This window comes from Clostridium aminobutyricum, from assembly GCF_017255415.1.
GTDB lineage: Bacteria > Bacillota > Clostridia > Peptostreptococcales > Anaerovoracaceae > Aminipila > Aminipila aminobutyrica.
The window spans coordinates 533,253-548,572 of sequence record NZ_JAFJZZ010000001.1 but is presented as its reverse complement, the minus strand read 5'-3'; the positions used below and the strand labels follow the sequence as shown (position 1 = coordinate 548,572).

Genomic DNA, 15,320 nt, shown 5'->3' with positions numbered 1-15,320 from the left:
CCATGTTACTTTTCGCACCATGATTGATTGCTTTTATTATATCTAAGGGCAAAATTAGGTACAGCCTCAAAAAAAGCAGACAACCCAATGGTTATCTGCTTTCACCTTGATTTCTCTTATTTAAACAGTTCTTTTACCTTATCGGTAAACGTCTTATTCTTCCCGTGATTCTCAGCGCTCAAAATTTGACTTAGCTCTTTAATCTTCTTTTTCTGCTCTGCATTTAGCTTCGTAGGCACTTCCAGAATAACCTTCACATAAAGATCACCCATTCTGGAGCCCCGCAAGCTTTTAATGCCTTTGCCCTTTAATCGGAATACCGTTCCCGGCTGAGTACCCGCTGGTATGGTATAAGAAACCTTTTCGCTTAATGTAGGCACCACAATGTCATCTCCAAGTGTTGCCTGTGCGTAGGAAATCGGAATTTCCAGCCACAGGTCTGTGTCATCTCTCTTAAATAATTCATGTGGTTTTACTCGAATTACTACGTATAAGTCTCCGTTTGGCCCACCGTTACTTCCCGGTTCACCCTGACCCCTTAGGGATATTACAGATTCATTGTCAACCCCGGCCGGAATGTCGACAGAGATCGTTACGGTCTTTCGAACCTTACCCGTGCCGCTGCATTCAGCACAAGGTTTTTCGATTACTTGGCCGGAACCTCCGCAGGTCTGACAGGTGGAAACACTTTGAAATTGTCCGAACGGGGTTCGTTGAGTTGTTCGAACTTCTCCGGTGCCGCTGCAAGTAGGGCAAGTTTTCTTCGCAGTTGCTTCCTCCGCACCTGACCCATTACATTTTTCACATTTGACATATTTGGAAATCTTCACGTCCTTCGTGGTTCCAAAAGCAGCTTCGTCAAAGGATATCAGGACTTCCTGCTGAAGGTCTCTTCCCTTCATCGGGCCGTTTCTCCTTCTGGAAGTGCCGCCGAATCCGCCGCCAAACATACCGCCAAACATATCAAATATATCTTCAAATCCGCCTGCACCGAATCCACCGCCGCCGAATCCGGCACTTGGATCTACTCCGGCATGACCGAACCGATCATATTTATTCTTCTTGTCAGGGTCGGAAAGAACACTATACGCTTCATTGATCTCTTTAAATTTTTCTTCTGCTTCCTTGTCGCCCGGGTTCTTATCAGGATGATATTTCATCGCCATCTTACGGAAAGCACTTTTGATTTCACTCTCACTCGCACCCTTTTGCAGTCCAAGGACTTCATAATAATCTCTTTTATTATCTGCCATCACTTTCTCTCCGCTCTTAACACTTTGACAAGCACTCCTTGTAAAAGGAGTGCTTATACTCTAAATTTTATTTTTTTCTGTCAACTATTTGTCTTCGTCAACAACTTTATAGTCGGCATCTACTACATTATCATGCTTTGGCGCTTCTTCTTGTGCCTGGCCACCCATATTTGGATCAAATCCAGCTCCTCCGGCATTCTGAGCAGCCTGTGCTTGCTGATACATTTTAGCTGAAATCGTGTGGAATTGTTCGGTCAGCTTATCTGTCTTTTCCTTGATTTCTGCTATATTTGTTCCTTCAAGAGCCTTGGATAATTCATCCTTAGCAGCTAAAACACTTGCTTTTTCATCTTCCGATAAGGAAGCATCCAAATCCTTTAAGTTCTTTTCTGTTTCGTACACAAGAGATTCTGCTTTATTTCTTGTTTCGATCTCATCTTTCTTCTTCTTATCTTCTTCCGCAAACTGTTCTGCTTCTTTTACCTTCGCTTTGATATCATCTTCGGAAAGCTTGTTGGAAGAAGTGATTGTAATTCTCTGTTCTTTACCTGTCCCCATATCCTTTGCGCTTACATTGACAATACCGTTTGCGTCAATATCGAAGGTAACTTCAATCTGAGGGATTCCACGAGGTGCAGGCGGGATTCCTGAAAGTTGGAAACGTCCTAGTGTGATATTTCCGGCAGCCATTTCTCTTTCACCCTGCATAACGTGAATGTCTACTGCTGTCTGATTGTCGGCAGCTGTGGAGAATACCTGGCTCTTCTTTGTAGGAATAGTTGTATTTCTTTCGATTAGCTTTGTTGCCACGCCACCTAATGTTTCGATGGAAAGTGAAAGTGGTGTTACATCAAGCAATAATACATCATGAACTTCCCCTGTTAAAACGCCGGCCTGAATAGCAGCACCAACCGCTACACATTCATCCGGGTTAATGCCCTTAAATGGTTCTTTTCCTGTGGTATTCTTTACAGCATCCTGAACCGCAGGAATTCTTGTGGAACCACCTACGAGGATAACTTTTTCAATATCACTTGTGGTTACGCCGGCATCTGACATAGCTTTTTTCATTGGCTCGATGGTTCTCTGTACCAATTCGGAAGTTAACTGATCAAATTTAGCTCTTGTAATATCCATATCCATGTGAAGAGGACCATCCGCACTTACTGTGATAAATGGAAGGTTCACATTTGCTGTCTGTGCACTGGATAACTCCTTCTTTGCTTTTTCTGCTGCTTCTTTTAGTCTCTGATGAGCCATCTTGTCACTTCTTAAGTCGATTCCGTGTTCCTTTGCAAAGGTATCTGCCATAAAGTCGATTAAGATTTTGTCGAAGTTGTCTCCGCCAAGCCTTGTATCTCCATTCGTTGCAAGTACTTCAAATACACCGTCTCCGATTTCAAGTACGGATACATCGAATGTACCGCCGCCTAGGTCATAGACTAAAATCTTGTGATGAGTTGCATCTTTATCAAGTCCGTAAGCAAGTGATGCTGCTGTCGGTTCGTTGATGATTCTCTTTACATCGAGACCCGCGATCTTACCGGCATCTTTTGTTGCCTGCTTCTGTGCATCCGTAAAGTATGCAGGTACGGTGATAACTGCTTCTGTAATCTTTTCACCAAGGTAGCTTTCAGCGTCTGCCTTTAACTTGCTTAAAATCATCGCTGAAATATCTTGCGGAGTATACTGTTTCCCATCAATTTCCACCTTGTGGTCTGTACCCATGTGCGTCTTAATGGATGAAATAGTTCTGTCCGGATTCGTGATCGCCTGTCTTTTTGCAGTTTCTCCCACTAATCTTTCTCCGGCTTTTGTAAATCCTACTACTGATGGAGTAGTTCTATTTCCTTCTGCATTTGCAATGACTACCGGCTCTCCGCCTTCCAGTACTGCGATGCACGAGTTTGTTGTTCCTAAGTCAATTCCTATTACTTTTCCCATAATATATTACCTCCTACTAATTTGAAACCTTAACCATACTAGGTCTAATTGTTTTTCCGTTTAATTTATATCCCTTTTGTAAGACCGCCGTCACCTTGTTACTATCATGTTCTGTGCTGTCTTCAGTCATCACTGCGTTATGAACAGTCGGATCGAATTCCAGTCCCAACGCCCCAATCTCCTCTAATCCGCTTTTTTCCAGTACCCCCTTAAGTATTTTAAATGTATTGTTCATCCCCTGAACAAGACCTTCACCCTCGCCAAATGCAAGGGCTCTTTCAAAATTGTCTATAACATCAAGCAGCTCACAAACGATTTTCTCATTCGCATATGCATAAATGTCACTCTTTTCTTTCTCAGTTCTTCTTTTATAATTCTGAAAATCTGCCATTAATCTTAAATACTTGGTATTCCATTCTTCATCTTCAGGACTCCCCTCAGTAGCTTTTGTTTCTGTTTGATCTTCTGAAGCTCCTGCTGCGTTTCCATCAGCACCCTGTTCCTGTTCTTGATTTTCACAAGAAACCTCTTCCGGATTCTGCTTTTCTACATTTTCCAGAACTTCATTTTCTTCTGCTGAAGTTTGTTCTTTAATCATCTTCGTCATTTCCTCCTGTCAATTTAAACGTGTTACTTAAGTTTTCGGTTACATACTCAATAACAGACGTTACCTCATCGTATTTCATTCTAGTCGGTCCGATTACACCAATCTTTCCGACCAGCTTACCATCTATATGATAAGTCGCAGTAATCAAGCTGCATTCTTGCATCATATCATCTGCATTCTCATTCCCAATAGTAATAATTACCCCATTATCTCTCTTGATCAATTTCTTTGTGAAGTCTTCCTTCTTATCAAGCAATTCAATGAACATCTTAGCCTTATCGATATCGTTATACTCCGGTATAGAAAAGATATTTTTCAGTCCATCCATATACAGATTGACATTTAACATGTTTTCAAGGGTTTTCATAAAATTCGGCATGATATTTTCAGCCAGTAAATTCATGGCCTCAATATCCGTTTGAAAGCTCCTTATAATGTCATGGGTTAACACTTCACTGATGCTTTTTCCCCTGTAATTGTAAGTCATCGATTTAGACAGAAGTTCCAGACTCTCAACAGTATAGGAAGTCCTTAACTTAATTGCGGTATTTGTAACCTTGCCGCTTTCTGAAACAATCATCAGTACGACAGTTTGTTCATCCACTGCAAGAAGATTAATATATTTCAATTGATCTTCATTCTGATCAGGTGTCATCGCAAAAGAAGTCAGATTCGTTATCTCTGAAAGCAGACTTGCTGCATGCTGTATCGTTTTCTCGAGCTCGGAAATATTGCTGTGAAGCTTGTTGTTAATAGCTCTTTTTTCCTCCATCGATAGCTCCCGTTTCTGCATCAAGCTATTCACGTATAACCTATATGCTTTATCGGAAGGAACACGGCCTGCCGAAGTATGCGGATGTGTTAAGAATCCCATCTCTTCAAGGTCAGACATCTCATTTCTTATAGTAGCAGGACTAATGCCCATTTCATACTTCTTGGAAAGAGTTCTGGATCCAACCGGCTCACCTGTGCGAATAAAATCAGCGATGATCGCTTGTAATATTCTCAATTTCCTTTCGTTTAAATCCATATCCAACGCCTCTCTTTATTTGTTAGCACTCAACTATCATGAGTGCTAATTACATTTTTAATGTAACACTCTTACCCTATTAATGTCAACACTCTTTTGAAAAAAATATCAATATTTCTAAAATTTTTTCAGTCCATACTATTTTTCCAAACCTATAAAAAATAACTCCTATAAATTAGGGGTTTCAAACATAAATTCAACCGCTACTAATCTTTCTTTTTAAGATTGCTTCTGCTCTGCCTATCTACCATGTTAAAGTTTACTTATGTTTTACTCCGAACCTTCTTTAGATTTTACTTTTTAATGGGATAATTAGAAAAATAAGGAATTTTATAATTATGATACGAAAAGAGGTAAGCGATGGAAAAAATGGAGATCATTTATACAACAGTGGGCATAGGGATGCTGGTGCTAGTATTAGGGCTATACACAGGAGTATTATTCGGCGTAACCTTCGGAAGAATAGATATAAGCGCCAAAAACTACAAAAATGAAGTGTGAAATTCATACTTCATTTTTATATGAGTAAGTGTCTAATTTATTATTCAGCCCACAAAAGCGCACATTTTACAGCTTTCTTCCAACCGACAAGCATTTCACTTCGCTTTTCCTGCGGCATTTTTGGATCATACGTTTGATCGATCTGCCAATTCTTTAGTACGTCCTCTTTATTCTTCCAATAACCAACCGCCAGCCCTGCCAGATAGGCAGCTCCCAGAGAAGTGGTTTCGATACATACCGGCCTTTTTACAGTCGTTTGAAGAAGATCTGCTTGCAGCTGCATTAAGAAGTTATTCGCACTGGCCCCTCCGTCAACCTTTAAAGAAGCCAACCGGATACCCGAATCTTCCTGCATTGCTTGAAGCAAGTCATGCGTTTGAAAGGCCAATGATTCTAAAGTCGCTCGAACCAAGTGATTTTTATTGGCTCCTCTGGTTAACCCAAATATAGCCCCCCTTGCATAAGGATTCCAATAAGGAGCCCCCAGGCCTACAAAAGCAGGCACCATATATACCCCATTTGAATCTTCTACGGTGGTTGCCATCTTTTCGGATTCGGACGAATTCGGAATGATGTTTAACTCATCCCTTAACCACTGAACCGCAGCCCCTGCCACAAATATAGAACCTTCCAGCGCATAATGCACCTTGCCTTCCAATCCCCAGGCAATCGTAGTCAATAAACCATGTTTTGACTCAATTGGCTTTTCTCCGGTATTCATGAGCATAAAGCAACCCGTTCCATACGTGTTTTTAGCTTCTCCTTGGCTAAAACAAGTCTGTCCGAACAGAGCAGCCTGCTGATCTCCTGCCGCACCGCCGATTTTGATCGGCCCGCCAAAGATAACGGGATCGGTTTCTCCATAGATACAACTTGACGGCAGCGCTTTCGGAAGCATACTTTTCGGGATGTCCAATTCCTTCAAAATTTCTTCATCCCATGTTAGCTGATGAATATTAAAGAGCAAGGTTCTGGATGCATTCGAATAATCGGTAACATGCACTTTTCCTCTCGTCAGTTTCCAGATCAGCCACGTTTCTATGGTTCCAAACAATAAATCTCCCGCTTCCGCTTTCTCTCTTGCCCCGTCAACGTGATCCAAAATCCATCGGCATTTTGTTCCTGAAAAATAGGCATCTAATAAGAGTCCCGTTTTTTCCTTGAACTTCTGAGCCAGCCCCCTTTCCCGGAGTTCATCGCAGAATTCAGCGGTTCTTCTGCATTGCCAAACGATGGCATTGCAGATCGGCATGCCTGTATTTTTGTCCCATACGACGGTGGTTTCCCGTTGATTCGTGATTCCGATGGCCTCGATATTCTCGTAAGTCGCATCAATCATCAGTAAAGCTTCCTGCGCCACACCGATTTGTGTAGACCATATCTCCATCGGATCATGTTCCACCCATCCCGGTTTTGGATAAATCTGAGTAAATTCTTTCTGAGCAACACTGACCGTATTTCCCTTCTTATCATACAAAATGCATCTTGAACTTGTGGTACCTTGATCCAATGCCATTATATATTTTTTCATCATTTACCTCTCAACGTTTATAGTAACTAACGTGATCTTCGTCTTCATTTTTATTTTGTAATCTTTCTTCTACTATAACATAAGCTGTTTTTTCATCCAATAGAAAATCACTATACGCCTATCAAAAGAAGCAGTTCCGGCTCAATCACACATCCTACTTTGGCAGAATATAATAAATGAGACTTCATAATAAAATCCTTTTATTATTGCCTGGATAAAATAAGGGCTTACTTAAGAATTAAAACTTGGTTTTGCTTCTTAGGCACATCTGAAATGGTGTAAATTATATAGTAAGAAAGGAAATTGTTATGAATTACTACAATTTTAGTTGCTGCGGTGACCCTAGAAGAAATCATTGCTGTAACGAACCAAGATATGTAGAAAAAGCCAGTGCACAATTTGTTAGCGGTTTTAACTTTACACCACCTGCACGAGGTCAACAAATTTCAGGTTTTTGGCCAGTGGGCAACGTTCAGCCTATTGAAGTTGGTATAACTGCAATAGCAGACGGATGTAAGATTCAACTTTCCGGTAATAATACCATCATATTACAACCGGGCAGATATCTGGTAGATACCCATGCATTGGTAGCAAACTTTGACTTTTTCGACCCTCAAGGATCGGATCCGATTGTAACAAAGCTGTTCTTAGACGGAGCACCTTTAGAATATACGACAAATAGTGTTGACGTACTGATACAGACCTTCTTTATCAATTCAACACAGCTTAATAAAGCCAATATCGTTCATGTAACACAGCCTAATTCTGCTTTGCAGTGGATGGCAGGAAACACAGTATCCTTAGATTTCAATTTTGATATATATGAAGCAAGTATTACAATTGTTGAAATCTAATTAAGTTAATAAATAAATTTAAAAAATAGATAATTTACCGGCAGTATTTAATCAATAAAGATCAACTATATATGATGTAATAAGAAAGGGTAGTGCTGGCAAATAGGCCCTACCCTTCTTTCATGGAGTTCATTCTATAATAGCATTACAAAGAAAAGAGCGCTTTCCTTCACAGGATTGCGCTCTTTTTCTTTATTGTTTGGCATTTACATACTTTCAGTTTTGTACTTTTTCATCATACAATTTTTTACATTTTAATGCAAGCAAAACATAAACAGAAATAGTTCTTATTTTATACAAATTCCGCTAAAATGCGATTGGATATATCGATCCCCTTTAAGGTAAAGCTCATATGGTTGTTTTCGATACGAACGTAATTTTGTTCCATATACTTTTCAACCATTTCTTTTTGTTCTGGATATGCCTCGAAAAATTCTTTGCCAAACCGCACTTTAAAATCGATCAAATCAATCCCTCTTAATTTTCGCATTCCTGTAAAAACGTATTCGGATTGGCTGTCTTTTGGCGTGTTTTTATATCGTTCGGTCACCCATGGCGCAGGATCTGAATGAAATGCAGCCAACGCTTGATTGTAAAGTTTCAAATCCTTCGTATTGCTGAATCGGATTTCTTCTACAAAAGAATGACTGCCTAATCCAAGTCCCAGATACTCTTCCATATTCCAATATTTCAAATTATGTTTACATTCAAACCCTTTTTTAGCACAATTGGATATTTCATAATGTTCATATCCGGCTTTTGTTAACAGCTCAACAGCCCGATGATACATTCTCCTATCCACTTCATCCGGAATTTGCAGAATCTCCCCTCTTTCAAACTGCTCAAAATAAGGCGTCCCTTCTTCCAGCTGAAGGCTGTAAAAAGAAATATGTTCCGGATTTAAATCAATCGCCTGCTTTAAGGTTGCCTCCCACACCTCTTGTGTATGCTGCGGAATAGCAAACATTAAATCCATATTGATATTCTGAAATCCCACCTCTCTTGCTGTTTTATAATTCTCTATAAAATCTTCTGCTTTATGAACCCGGCCCAATCGCTTTAGCTCCATATCATATAAACTTTGGACACCTATGCTTAACCGGTTCACTCCGGCTCTTCTGTAGATTTCAAGTTTTTGACGCGTTAAGGTTTTTGGATTGGTTTCGATCGTTATTTCAGCCGATTCCGCTATAGGAAAGTATTTTTTCAGTGATTCCATCAATTCCTCAATCAAATGAGCGTCGATTAAAGAGGGTGTTCCGCCTCCGATAAAAATCGAATTTACTAAATATTTATTACCGTAAATTCCGCCGTAATATTCGATCTCTTTTTTTACTGCATCAATATACCGTCTATGTACTTCAAACCCTGTATTTTCAAAGGATAAAAAGTCACAATAAAAGCATTTTTTGATGCAAAATGGGATATGGATGTACAGGCCTAGATTTTTCATTTTAACTCCCTTTTATCGTTCAAATTCCTACTGGTAAAGTCAAAGCCCTAGTAGCAATGATACTACCTACTACGCCACTGTAATAATATAGGGGCTGTCTCAAAATAGGTTGAATATTTCTCGATAGCCAATAGCAGCGGATCATTTTGAAAACGTATCCGCAGATACTGGCTATCTAGAATTCAGACTTTTGAGATAACCCCTTTTTTACGATTTTAATTGTGTGGAATTTGTATTCAATCGTACTATTTATTGTCGTCGTATTTCAGTACGGCCGTGAACGCTTCTTGCGGTACTTCTACCGTACCGAACTGACGCATTCGTTTCTTTCCTTCTTTCTGCTTTTCCAGCAGCTTTTTCTTTCTGGAAATATCGCCGCCGTAGCACTTCGCAATAACGTCCTTGCGATAAGCCCGGACAGTTGCTCTGGCGATGACCTTCTGCCCGATAGCCGCCTGAATCGGCACTTCAAACTGATGCATCGGGATAATTTCTTTCAGCTTTTCGCAAACAAATTTTCCCCTTGCATAGGCCTTTGATTCGTGAACAATCATAGAGAAGGCATCCACTAAATCTTTATTCAGAAGAACGTCCAGTTTCACTACGTTTGACTTTTCGTACCGAATAAATTCATAATCCAGTGAACCGTATCCCCGGGTCTTTGATTTAAGAGCATCAAAGAAATCATAAATGACTTCGTTGAGCGGCATTTCATAATGAAGCTGTACTCTGGTTTCCGTGATATATTCCATGTGAATCATTTTACCTCGGCGATCTTGGCAAAGTTCCATGATAGAACCGACGTATTCCTTCGGAATCATGATGTCTGCCTTTACAATCGGCTCTTCGATATGATGTACCGTCATTAGATCCGGTAAGTTTGATGGATTCTGAATCATTTCTATGGTATCGTCGCTCATAATCACCTTATAAATTACACTCGGTGAGGTGGTGATAACGCCTAAGTCAAATTCCCGTTCTAAACGCTCCACGATAATTTCCATGTGAAGCAGACCCAAGAATCCGCATCGGAATCCAAATCCCAGCGCGGTAGAGGTTTCCGGTTCAAAATGGAAAGCGGCATCGTTTACTTGAAGTTTTTCCAGTGCATCTTTTACGTTTTCATATTTTTCCCCTTCAGCCGGATAGATACCGCAGTAAACCATGGGCTGAACCTTTTTATAACCCGCAAGGATGTCCTCTGTAGGATCCGCATCCAACGTAATCGTATCACCCACTCTTGCGTCCGCTACCTGCTTGATGCTGGCACAAATATAGCCTACTTCACCCGCTCTCAGTTCTTTGCAAGGCACCGGCCCCGGTGAATAGACGCCAACTTCGGTAACCTCATATTTTTTCTTCGTATTCATCATTCGAACGATATCGCCTTTTTTCACTCGACCGTCGAAGATTCTCGTATAAATAACAACCCCTTTATAGTTATCATAGTAGGAGTCAAAAATCAGCGCTTTCAATTTACCGTCAAGCTCGCCTGAAGGAGGCGGAACCTGCGCAACAACCGCTTCCAGAACATCCTCAATGCCGATGCCTTCTTTTGCGGATACAAGCGGTGCATTTTCCGCATCAATACCGATGATATCTTCAATTTCCAATTTCACTTCATCCGGTCTGGCACTGGCAAGGTCAATCTTATTTAACACCGGTATGATTTCTAAGTTTTCATCCAGCGCCAGATATACATTGGCCAAGGTTTGCGCTTCCACACCCTGCGTGGCGTCTACAATTAAAATAGCACCCTCGCAAGCCGCTAAGCTTCGGGATACTTCATACGTAAAGTCCACATGGCCCGGTGTATCGATCAGATTAAAGATATACTCCTGTCCATCTTTTGCTTTGTAGGAAAGTCTGGTGGTCTGAAGCTTGATCGTAATGCCTCTCTCGCGCTCTAAGTCCATGTTATCCAGAAACTGTTCTTTCATGTCTCGATGCGCAACCAACCCTGTTTTTTCAATAATCCGATCAGCTAACGTAGATTTGCCATGATCTATATGTGCAATAATACTAAAATTTCTTATATGGTTTTGGTATGAATCCATAGTGCCCCCTCGTTATAATGTATACATTTTTCATTATACCATGCAAGCCATGTCGCAGCATGATTCAATGAACGCTTCCTTACAGCAACGCCTTCGTCTCCGAATCGCTCCGCTCCCTGCTGTCCGTTTTGCCTTGCCAAGCAAGCTTGGGACAAAAAGGCAACGCTGAATTGAATCCGTAGCGTTCATTATACCATATTTTAATTGATATTCTTGCCAATTTCAATTAAAATATATTTTCCGTGAATTCCGTTATTCACCGAAAAAATATCAGGGGACACTTTTCAATCTTAGAATCAACATTGTTATTTATGCCGTATCATTTTTGAGAAAAAGCACTGAAATCGAAATAAACTTTCTGGCCGAACGCCGTCGCTTCAAGACTTTTATCTCCTATTTCATTCACTGTGATGCCCAGCATCGGCTCGTATCCTACCATCGTTCCGCTTATGCTATCCACTACAGTCAGGCATGTCATACCGACAAAAGCAAGAATGAAGATAAGGATACATCTCCATAAATAATTTTTCATTTGTTTCTCCTCTTTTGTTATTGACGGTCTTTAATGACCTCGGCTATAACATTGGCAAAGCATTTTGCCGATGCTTTAACGTCTCTGATATTGTTCTCATTATTACCGATTTCAAGTAGAATACAATTATCTGATACGTATTCATTAAATCGATATTCCTTTTCAATAATCTTACCGCCGTATCCCGGATACATTCCCTCTGCTTTTTGATTAATCGCGTTGGCGAGAGATGTTAGTTGCTGAACATTGGCATTTCCCTGCCCGATTACCAAGTCATACTTTGCTACCGTTTCACCATTCACAATGGCCGTTTTGCCCACATTACCGCTGTAGCTTGCGGCATCTCTATGTAAATCTATAACCAAGGCCGGCTTATTATATTTCGCAAGCAGACCCTGTATGGTCTCCAAGGAACGACTATAGGATTGGTTATAGGATGGATTGTCATGAATGGTTTTATCGTGAATTACTTGAACGCCCAGTTTCTGAAGTTCCGCTGTCAGAACATTTCCAACCTCTCTGACAGTTCCCTCCTCTGGAACATGGTGAAAGTTCCCTTCCGGATAAGGCTGGTAAGCCTCTGTAGCATGGGTATGATAGATAATAACCAGAGGCTTACTGCTGTCTATTTTTACGTTTTTAGCATCTTCCGTATCAACGATTGCCGGTGCAGTCGTAGGCGGAGTTTCTTCGACTATAGGCTGCTCCAGATTCTCTGCCTCTCCTTGCCCTTCTGAAGGTCCTTGGTAACCATCTATTCCCTCTGGCTCTGAATCTTCCCTATCCGCAACGATCAGCGCATTGGACAGACATAATTTTGCGATGCTTTCTTCTGTAAACTTAAATGTTTCTTTTTGGTCTTTGCCTAACTCTTTCACTGTTACAATACTTGTCAGCAAGAATACCACCAGACCCATTATCAGCAATTGTTTTCGCTTCATTTTTATCCCTCCATAAGGTTCAAACCTAGTTCAAGTCTGACCTACTCTTAGGAGTATATGCCCGGGTGTAAAGTAATATTAATTCCATTTGAAATAATATCTGAAAAATCCTTTATAACTTGATCGATATCGGTGGAAGTAACGATCATATTTTGTCCGTTTTGCTCGATATAATCTTCTACCTCTCTCGGTTTTGTTATATATCCTTGCAATGCATCCATAATCAGTGTGCTGGAATCAATAACAGTAGGTACGCCTACTGAGATCACTCTTCGGCCCAGCGTTTGTTCATTCAAAATCGTCCGCTGATTGCCCATGCCGGAACCCGGTGAGATGCCGGTATCATTAATTTGAATGGTGGTACTGATTCGTTCGATATTTTTCGCTGCCAGTGAATCGACCACTAAAATGACTTCCGGATTGCTGATTTCTGCTGCCTGTTTAATCAACTCAGCAGTCTCCATTCCCGTAGAGCCTGTTACCCCAGGGATGAAGCCACTGACACAAGACATTTCTTCATCGCCTTCCGCCTCATATATAATGAAAAGGTGTCTGGTTACCTTCACTTTAGAGACCGTATAGGGACCTAATGCATCCGGCGTTACCCGGTCGTTGCCAAGACCTATCACAAGAACTTTAAGAAAATAATGAAAATTAATCAGCTTTTTTAATTCTTCACCCAGTGCTTTTCCGGCGCGTACTTTTAATTCTTCCTGCCCATCAATCAGACCATCAATTTCTATCGTAATATAATTTCCGGCAGGTTTTTGAAGGGCTTTCTCTCCTTGTTGGTTTAAAATTTTTATTCTTGTCGCGCGAATATCTTCTCCATAATCTATTTTTTCCATGAATACTCCGTCGATATCTCCGGTTTTTCCACGTTTTTGATCATACATCTCTACATTCTCTATCGCTAAATCGGTTCTATAGTCCATCTTAATCACCCCTTTTTCCTCGTATTTCTATTTTCTCCTTGCATTTTATTTTTTATTCATATATACTTGTAGACGCGAAATATTTGCAATTTCCGCGAATTCGCGCGGAAGCAAACAAATAAGTATAAAGTGGGGTGAATTAAATGGCAAATATTAAATCCGCAAAGAAAAGAATCTTAGTTATCAACAAGAAGACTGCAAGAAACAGACGTATCAAGTCTCATCTTAAAGCAATTCTAAAGAACTTTGAAAGTGCAATGCATGCTGGCGATGTTTCAACAGCTAAAGAAAAATTAGCGTTAGCAGAAAAGAGGCTTATGCAGGCTGCTGCGAAGGGAACAATCCATAAGAATGCAGCATCAAGAAAGATTTCAAGATTAACTAAAAGATTCAATAAAGCTCAATAAAGCTCACCCGTCCCCACCTGTACGTAAGTTAAACGTACTGATTGACAATTTAAACGACAATCAAAAAAAAGATGGAAGTGTCTCCCATCTTTTTTTTTATGCAAAAATATATTTACGATATTTCTTCCTTTAACGGTTTATTTTCCGTTTCTTTCGCATGTTCATCCTCTGAACTATTTTGTTGCGAAGAGACTATCTGCGAATCCTCTTCCGCTATTTTCTTATCCATTTTCATCACTCTTCTATAATTCATCGTAATCATGGCAATGATAACAAATCCCATAAGTCCTTCGATAGGAAGCACAAATGCAACTACATTTGTAAATCCGATCAGACCAAAAATAAAACCTAAACAGGCAAGCAAAATAATTTTCAATTTACGTGTAGGCGAAGGTTTGATCTTTGTCGTAAACCCATAATAATTACTGGTTGCAGAAGAATAGATCGCAAAGAGTAACACGGAAGTGTAAAGCACGTTGACTCCCTTTGATATTCTCGCAGAATAAGCCAGCATCGGCATATCCATCGCTTGAGAAAATCCCATATCTCGAAACATTGCCATGGTTAACAGAAACGCAAGCGCGCCTAAAAATAGCGCTCCTAAAATAGTCCCCGTCACCGCCGTCCGATCATTTTTTGCATTGATTGAAGCGGTGGCTACAATAGGTATAACGGCTAAAATATTATACGAAACGTAAATCATCGCCGCTAAAATCCAGTTAGGTGCAAACGGACTTGGGGCCATCTCTGCCTGTATGGAAGACTTCGGTAAATCTGAAAAAATAACAATCAAGCTTAAAGAGAGCACCACGCACAAAAGCAGCGGCATGATACATCGGAATACTTTCGCAACCCGCTCAAATCCTCCTATCACTGTTAGGATGACCAAAGCAGTAATCAGCATGCCGCCCACTATCCGGCTCTGACCGAATTGCTGATGAAACAGTGCGCCACAAGCGGCAGACATGGCGACTAACACTGTGAATAGCATAATTGCCATAAAATATCCGACAAACTCAATCAACCCAGGATGATTTCCCGGGACAATAACCTTTCCCATATCATTTGTATGAAGGCTTCTGGCGATGCGGCTTGTCATCACGCCGATGGCCATCAATAAACAACCTACCACCGCAACACCGATAAATCCTTTTACGCCAAAGAGCCCAAAATATTGCCATATTTCTCTGCCTGAAGCAAATCCAGCTCCCATGATAGCACCGACATACATCAGGGCAACTCCTAAAACGCCAAGTTTATGATTCTCTTTCATGC

14 protein-coding genes are annotated in these 15,320 nt (G+C 40.7%); 3 read left to right on the top strand and 11 right to left on the bottom strand.

What is annotated here, in order from left to right; translation table 11 throughout:
• Window positions 1–116 precede the first annotated feature (116 nt).
• The 4 genes from dnaJ to hrcA form a co-directional block, all read right to left on the bottom strand.
• The gene (dnaJ, locus tag JYB65_RS02690; protein ID WP_206581079.1) at window positions 117–1,253 is read right to left on the bottom strand and encodes a molecular chaperone DnaJ; all 1,137 of its coding nucleotides are present in this window, start codon (window positions 1,251–1,253) and stop codon (window positions 117–119) included.
• 84 nt (window positions 1,254–1,337) lie between these two features.
• Entirely contained in the window at window positions 1,338–3,197 is a 1,860-nt protein-coding gene (gene dnaK, locus JYB65_RS02685; RefSeq protein WP_206581078.1) for a molecular chaperone DnaK, read from the bottom strand.
• Between the two features lie 16 nt (window positions 3,198–3,213).
• The gene (grpE, locus tag JYB65_RS02680) at window positions 3,214–3,795 is read right to left on the bottom strand and encodes a nucleotide exchange factor GrpE (protein ID WP_206581077.1); all 582 of its coding nucleotides are present in this window, start codon (window positions 3,793–3,795) and stop codon (window positions 3,214–3,216) included.
• Window positions 3,788–4,834 (bottom strand): heat-inducible transcriptional repressor HrcA, encoded by a 1,047-nt coding sequence (gene hrcA / locus JYB65_RS02675; protein ID WP_206581076.1) that lies wholly within the window; start codon window positions 4,832–4,834, stop codon window positions 3,788–3,790. The genes grpE and hrcA overlap by 8 nt, the downstream gene beginning before the upstream one ends.
• 360 nt (window positions 4,835–5,194) lie before the next feature.
• Here hrcA and JYB65_RS02670 point away from each other — a divergent pair, with 360 nt between their 5' ends.
• Window positions 5,195–5,335: a hypothetical protein gene (locus JYB65_RS02670; RefSeq protein WP_206581075.1), complete on the top strand. Its 141-nt coding sequence runs from the start codon at window positions 5,195–5,197 to the stop codon at window positions 5,333–5,335.
• A 40-nt stretch (window positions 5,336–5,375) separates the two neighbouring features.
• On the opposite strand, the gene glpK is transcribed toward JYB65_RS02670, so the two are convergent.
• Window positions 5,376–6,866 (bottom strand): glycerol kinase GlpK, encoded by a 1,491-nt coding sequence (glpK, locus tag JYB65_RS02665; RefSeq protein ID WP_206581074.1) that lies wholly within the window; start codon window positions 6,864–6,866, stop codon window positions 5,376–5,378.
• 308 nt (window positions 6,867–7,174) lie between these two features.
• Here glpK and JYB65_RS02660 point away from each other — a divergent pair, with 308 nt between their 5' ends.
• Window positions 7,175–7,720 carry a hypothetical protein gene (locus tag JYB65_RS02660; protein ID WP_206581073.1) on the top strand — a complete coding sequence of 182 codons (546 nt, stop codon included), beginning with the start codon at window positions 7,175–7,177 and terminating at the stop codon, window positions 7,718–7,720.
• A 292-nt stretch (window positions 7,721–8,012) separates the two neighbouring features.
• Here the strand turns inward: JYB65_RS02660 and hemW are convergent, their stop codons facing one another.
• The 5 genes from hemW to gpr form a co-directional block, all read right to left on the bottom strand.
• Window positions 8,013–9,173, bottom strand: coding sequence for a radical SAM family heme chaperone HemW (hemW, locus tag JYB65_RS02655; RefSeq protein ID WP_206581072.1), 1,161 nt, complete (start codon window positions 9,171–9,173; stop codon window positions 8,013–8,015).
• Between the two features lie 245 nt (window positions 9,174–9,418).
• Complete coding sequence (gene lepA, locus JYB65_RS02650) at window positions 9,419–11,230, bottom strand: translation elongation factor 4 (protein WP_206581071.1); 1,812 nt, start codon at window positions 11,228–11,230, stop codon at window positions 9,419–9,421.
• 319 nt (window positions 11,231–11,549) lie between these two features.
• Window positions 11,550–11,762 carry a hypothetical protein gene (locus JYB65_RS02645; RefSeq protein WP_206581070.1) on the bottom strand — a complete coding sequence of 71 codons (213 nt, stop codon included), beginning with the start codon at window positions 11,760–11,762 and terminating at the stop codon, window positions 11,550–11,552.
• 17 nt (window positions 11,763–11,779) lie between these two features.
• On the bottom strand, window positions 11,780–12,703 hold the full coding sequence (gene spoIIP, locus JYB65_RS02640; RefSeq protein ID WP_206581069.1) for a stage II sporulation protein P: 924 nt from the start codon (window positions 12,701–12,703) through the stop codon (window positions 11,780–11,782).
• 47 nt (window positions 12,704–12,750) lie between these two features.
• On the bottom strand, window positions 12,751–13,638 hold the full coding sequence (gene gpr / locus JYB65_RS02635; protein WP_206581068.1) for a GPR endopeptidase: 888 nt from the start codon (window positions 13,636–13,638) through the stop codon (window positions 12,751–12,753).
• A 143-nt stretch (window positions 13,639–13,781) separates the two neighbouring features.
• Here gpr and rpsT point away from each other — a divergent pair, with 143 nt between their 5' ends.
• Window positions 13,782–14,045, top strand: coding sequence for a 30S ribosomal protein S20 (gene rpsT / locus JYB65_RS02630; RefSeq protein ID WP_206581067.1), 264 nt, complete (start codon window positions 13,782–13,784; stop codon window positions 14,043–14,045).
• Window positions 14,046–14,157: 112 nt separating this feature from the next.
• Here rpsT and JYB65_RS02625 read toward each other — a convergent pair whose 3' ends face one another.
• Window positions 14,158–15,318 (bottom strand): YkvI family membrane protein, encoded by a 1,161-nt coding sequence (locus tag JYB65_RS02625; RefSeq protein ID WP_206581066.1) that lies wholly within the window; start codon window positions 15,316–15,318, stop codon window positions 14,158–14,160.
• Window positions 15,319–15,320 lie beyond the last annotated feature (2 nt).

Bases quoted from the DNA above. Each gene is read 5' to 3' on its own strand.
- rpsT (WP_206581067.1), top strand. From the start codon at position 13,782: ATGGCAAATATTAAATCCGCAAAGAAAAGAATCTTAGTTATCAACAAG.
- hemW (WP_206581072.1), bottom strand. From the start codon at position 9,173: ATGAAAAATCTAGGCCTGTACATCCATATCCCATTTTGCATCAAAAAA.
- grpE (WP_206581077.1), bottom strand. From the start codon at position 3,795: ATGATTAAAGAACAAACTTCAGCAGAAGAAAATGAAGTTCTGGAAAAT.
- gpr (WP_206581068.1), bottom strand. From the start codon at position 13,638: ATGGACTATAGAACCGATTTAGCGATAGAGAATGTAGAGATGTATGAT.
- JYB65_RS02625 (WP_206581066.1), bottom strand. From the start codon at position 15,318: ATGAAAGAGAATCATAAACTTGGCGTTTTAGGAGTTGCCCTGATGTAT.
- spoIIP (WP_206581069.1), bottom strand. From the start codon at position 12,703: ATGAAGCGAAAACAATTGCTGATAATGGGTCTGGTGGTATTCTTGCTG.
- JYB65_RS02645 (WP_206581070.1), bottom strand. From the start codon at position 11,762: ATGAAAAATTATTTATGGAGATGTATCCTTATCTTCATTCTTGCTTTT.
- JYB65_RS02660 (WP_206581073.1), top strand. From the start codon at position 7,175: ATGAATTACTACAATTTTAGTTGCTGCGGTGACCCTAGAAGAAATCAT.
- hrcA (WP_206581076.1), bottom strand. From the start codon at position 4,834: ATGGATTTAAACGAAAGGAAATTGAGAATATTACAAGCGATCATCGCT.
- dnaJ (WP_206581079.1), bottom strand. From the start codon at position 1,253: ATGGCAGATAATAAAAGAGATTATTATGAAGTCCTTGGACTGCAAAAG.
- lepA (WP_206581071.1), bottom strand. From the start codon at position 11,230: ATGGATTCATACCAAAACCATATAAGAAATTTTAGTATTATTGCACAT.
- JYB65_RS02670 (WP_206581075.1), top strand. From the start codon at position 5,195: ATGGAAAAAATGGAGATCATTTATACAACAGTGGGCATAGGGATGCTG.
- glpK (WP_206581074.1), bottom strand. From the start codon at position 6,866: ATGAAAAAATATATAATGGCATTGGATCAAGGTACCACAAGTTCAAGA.
- dnaK (WP_206581078.1), bottom strand. From the start codon at position 3,197: ATGGGAAAAGTAATAGGAATTGACTTAGGAACAACAAACTCGTGCATC.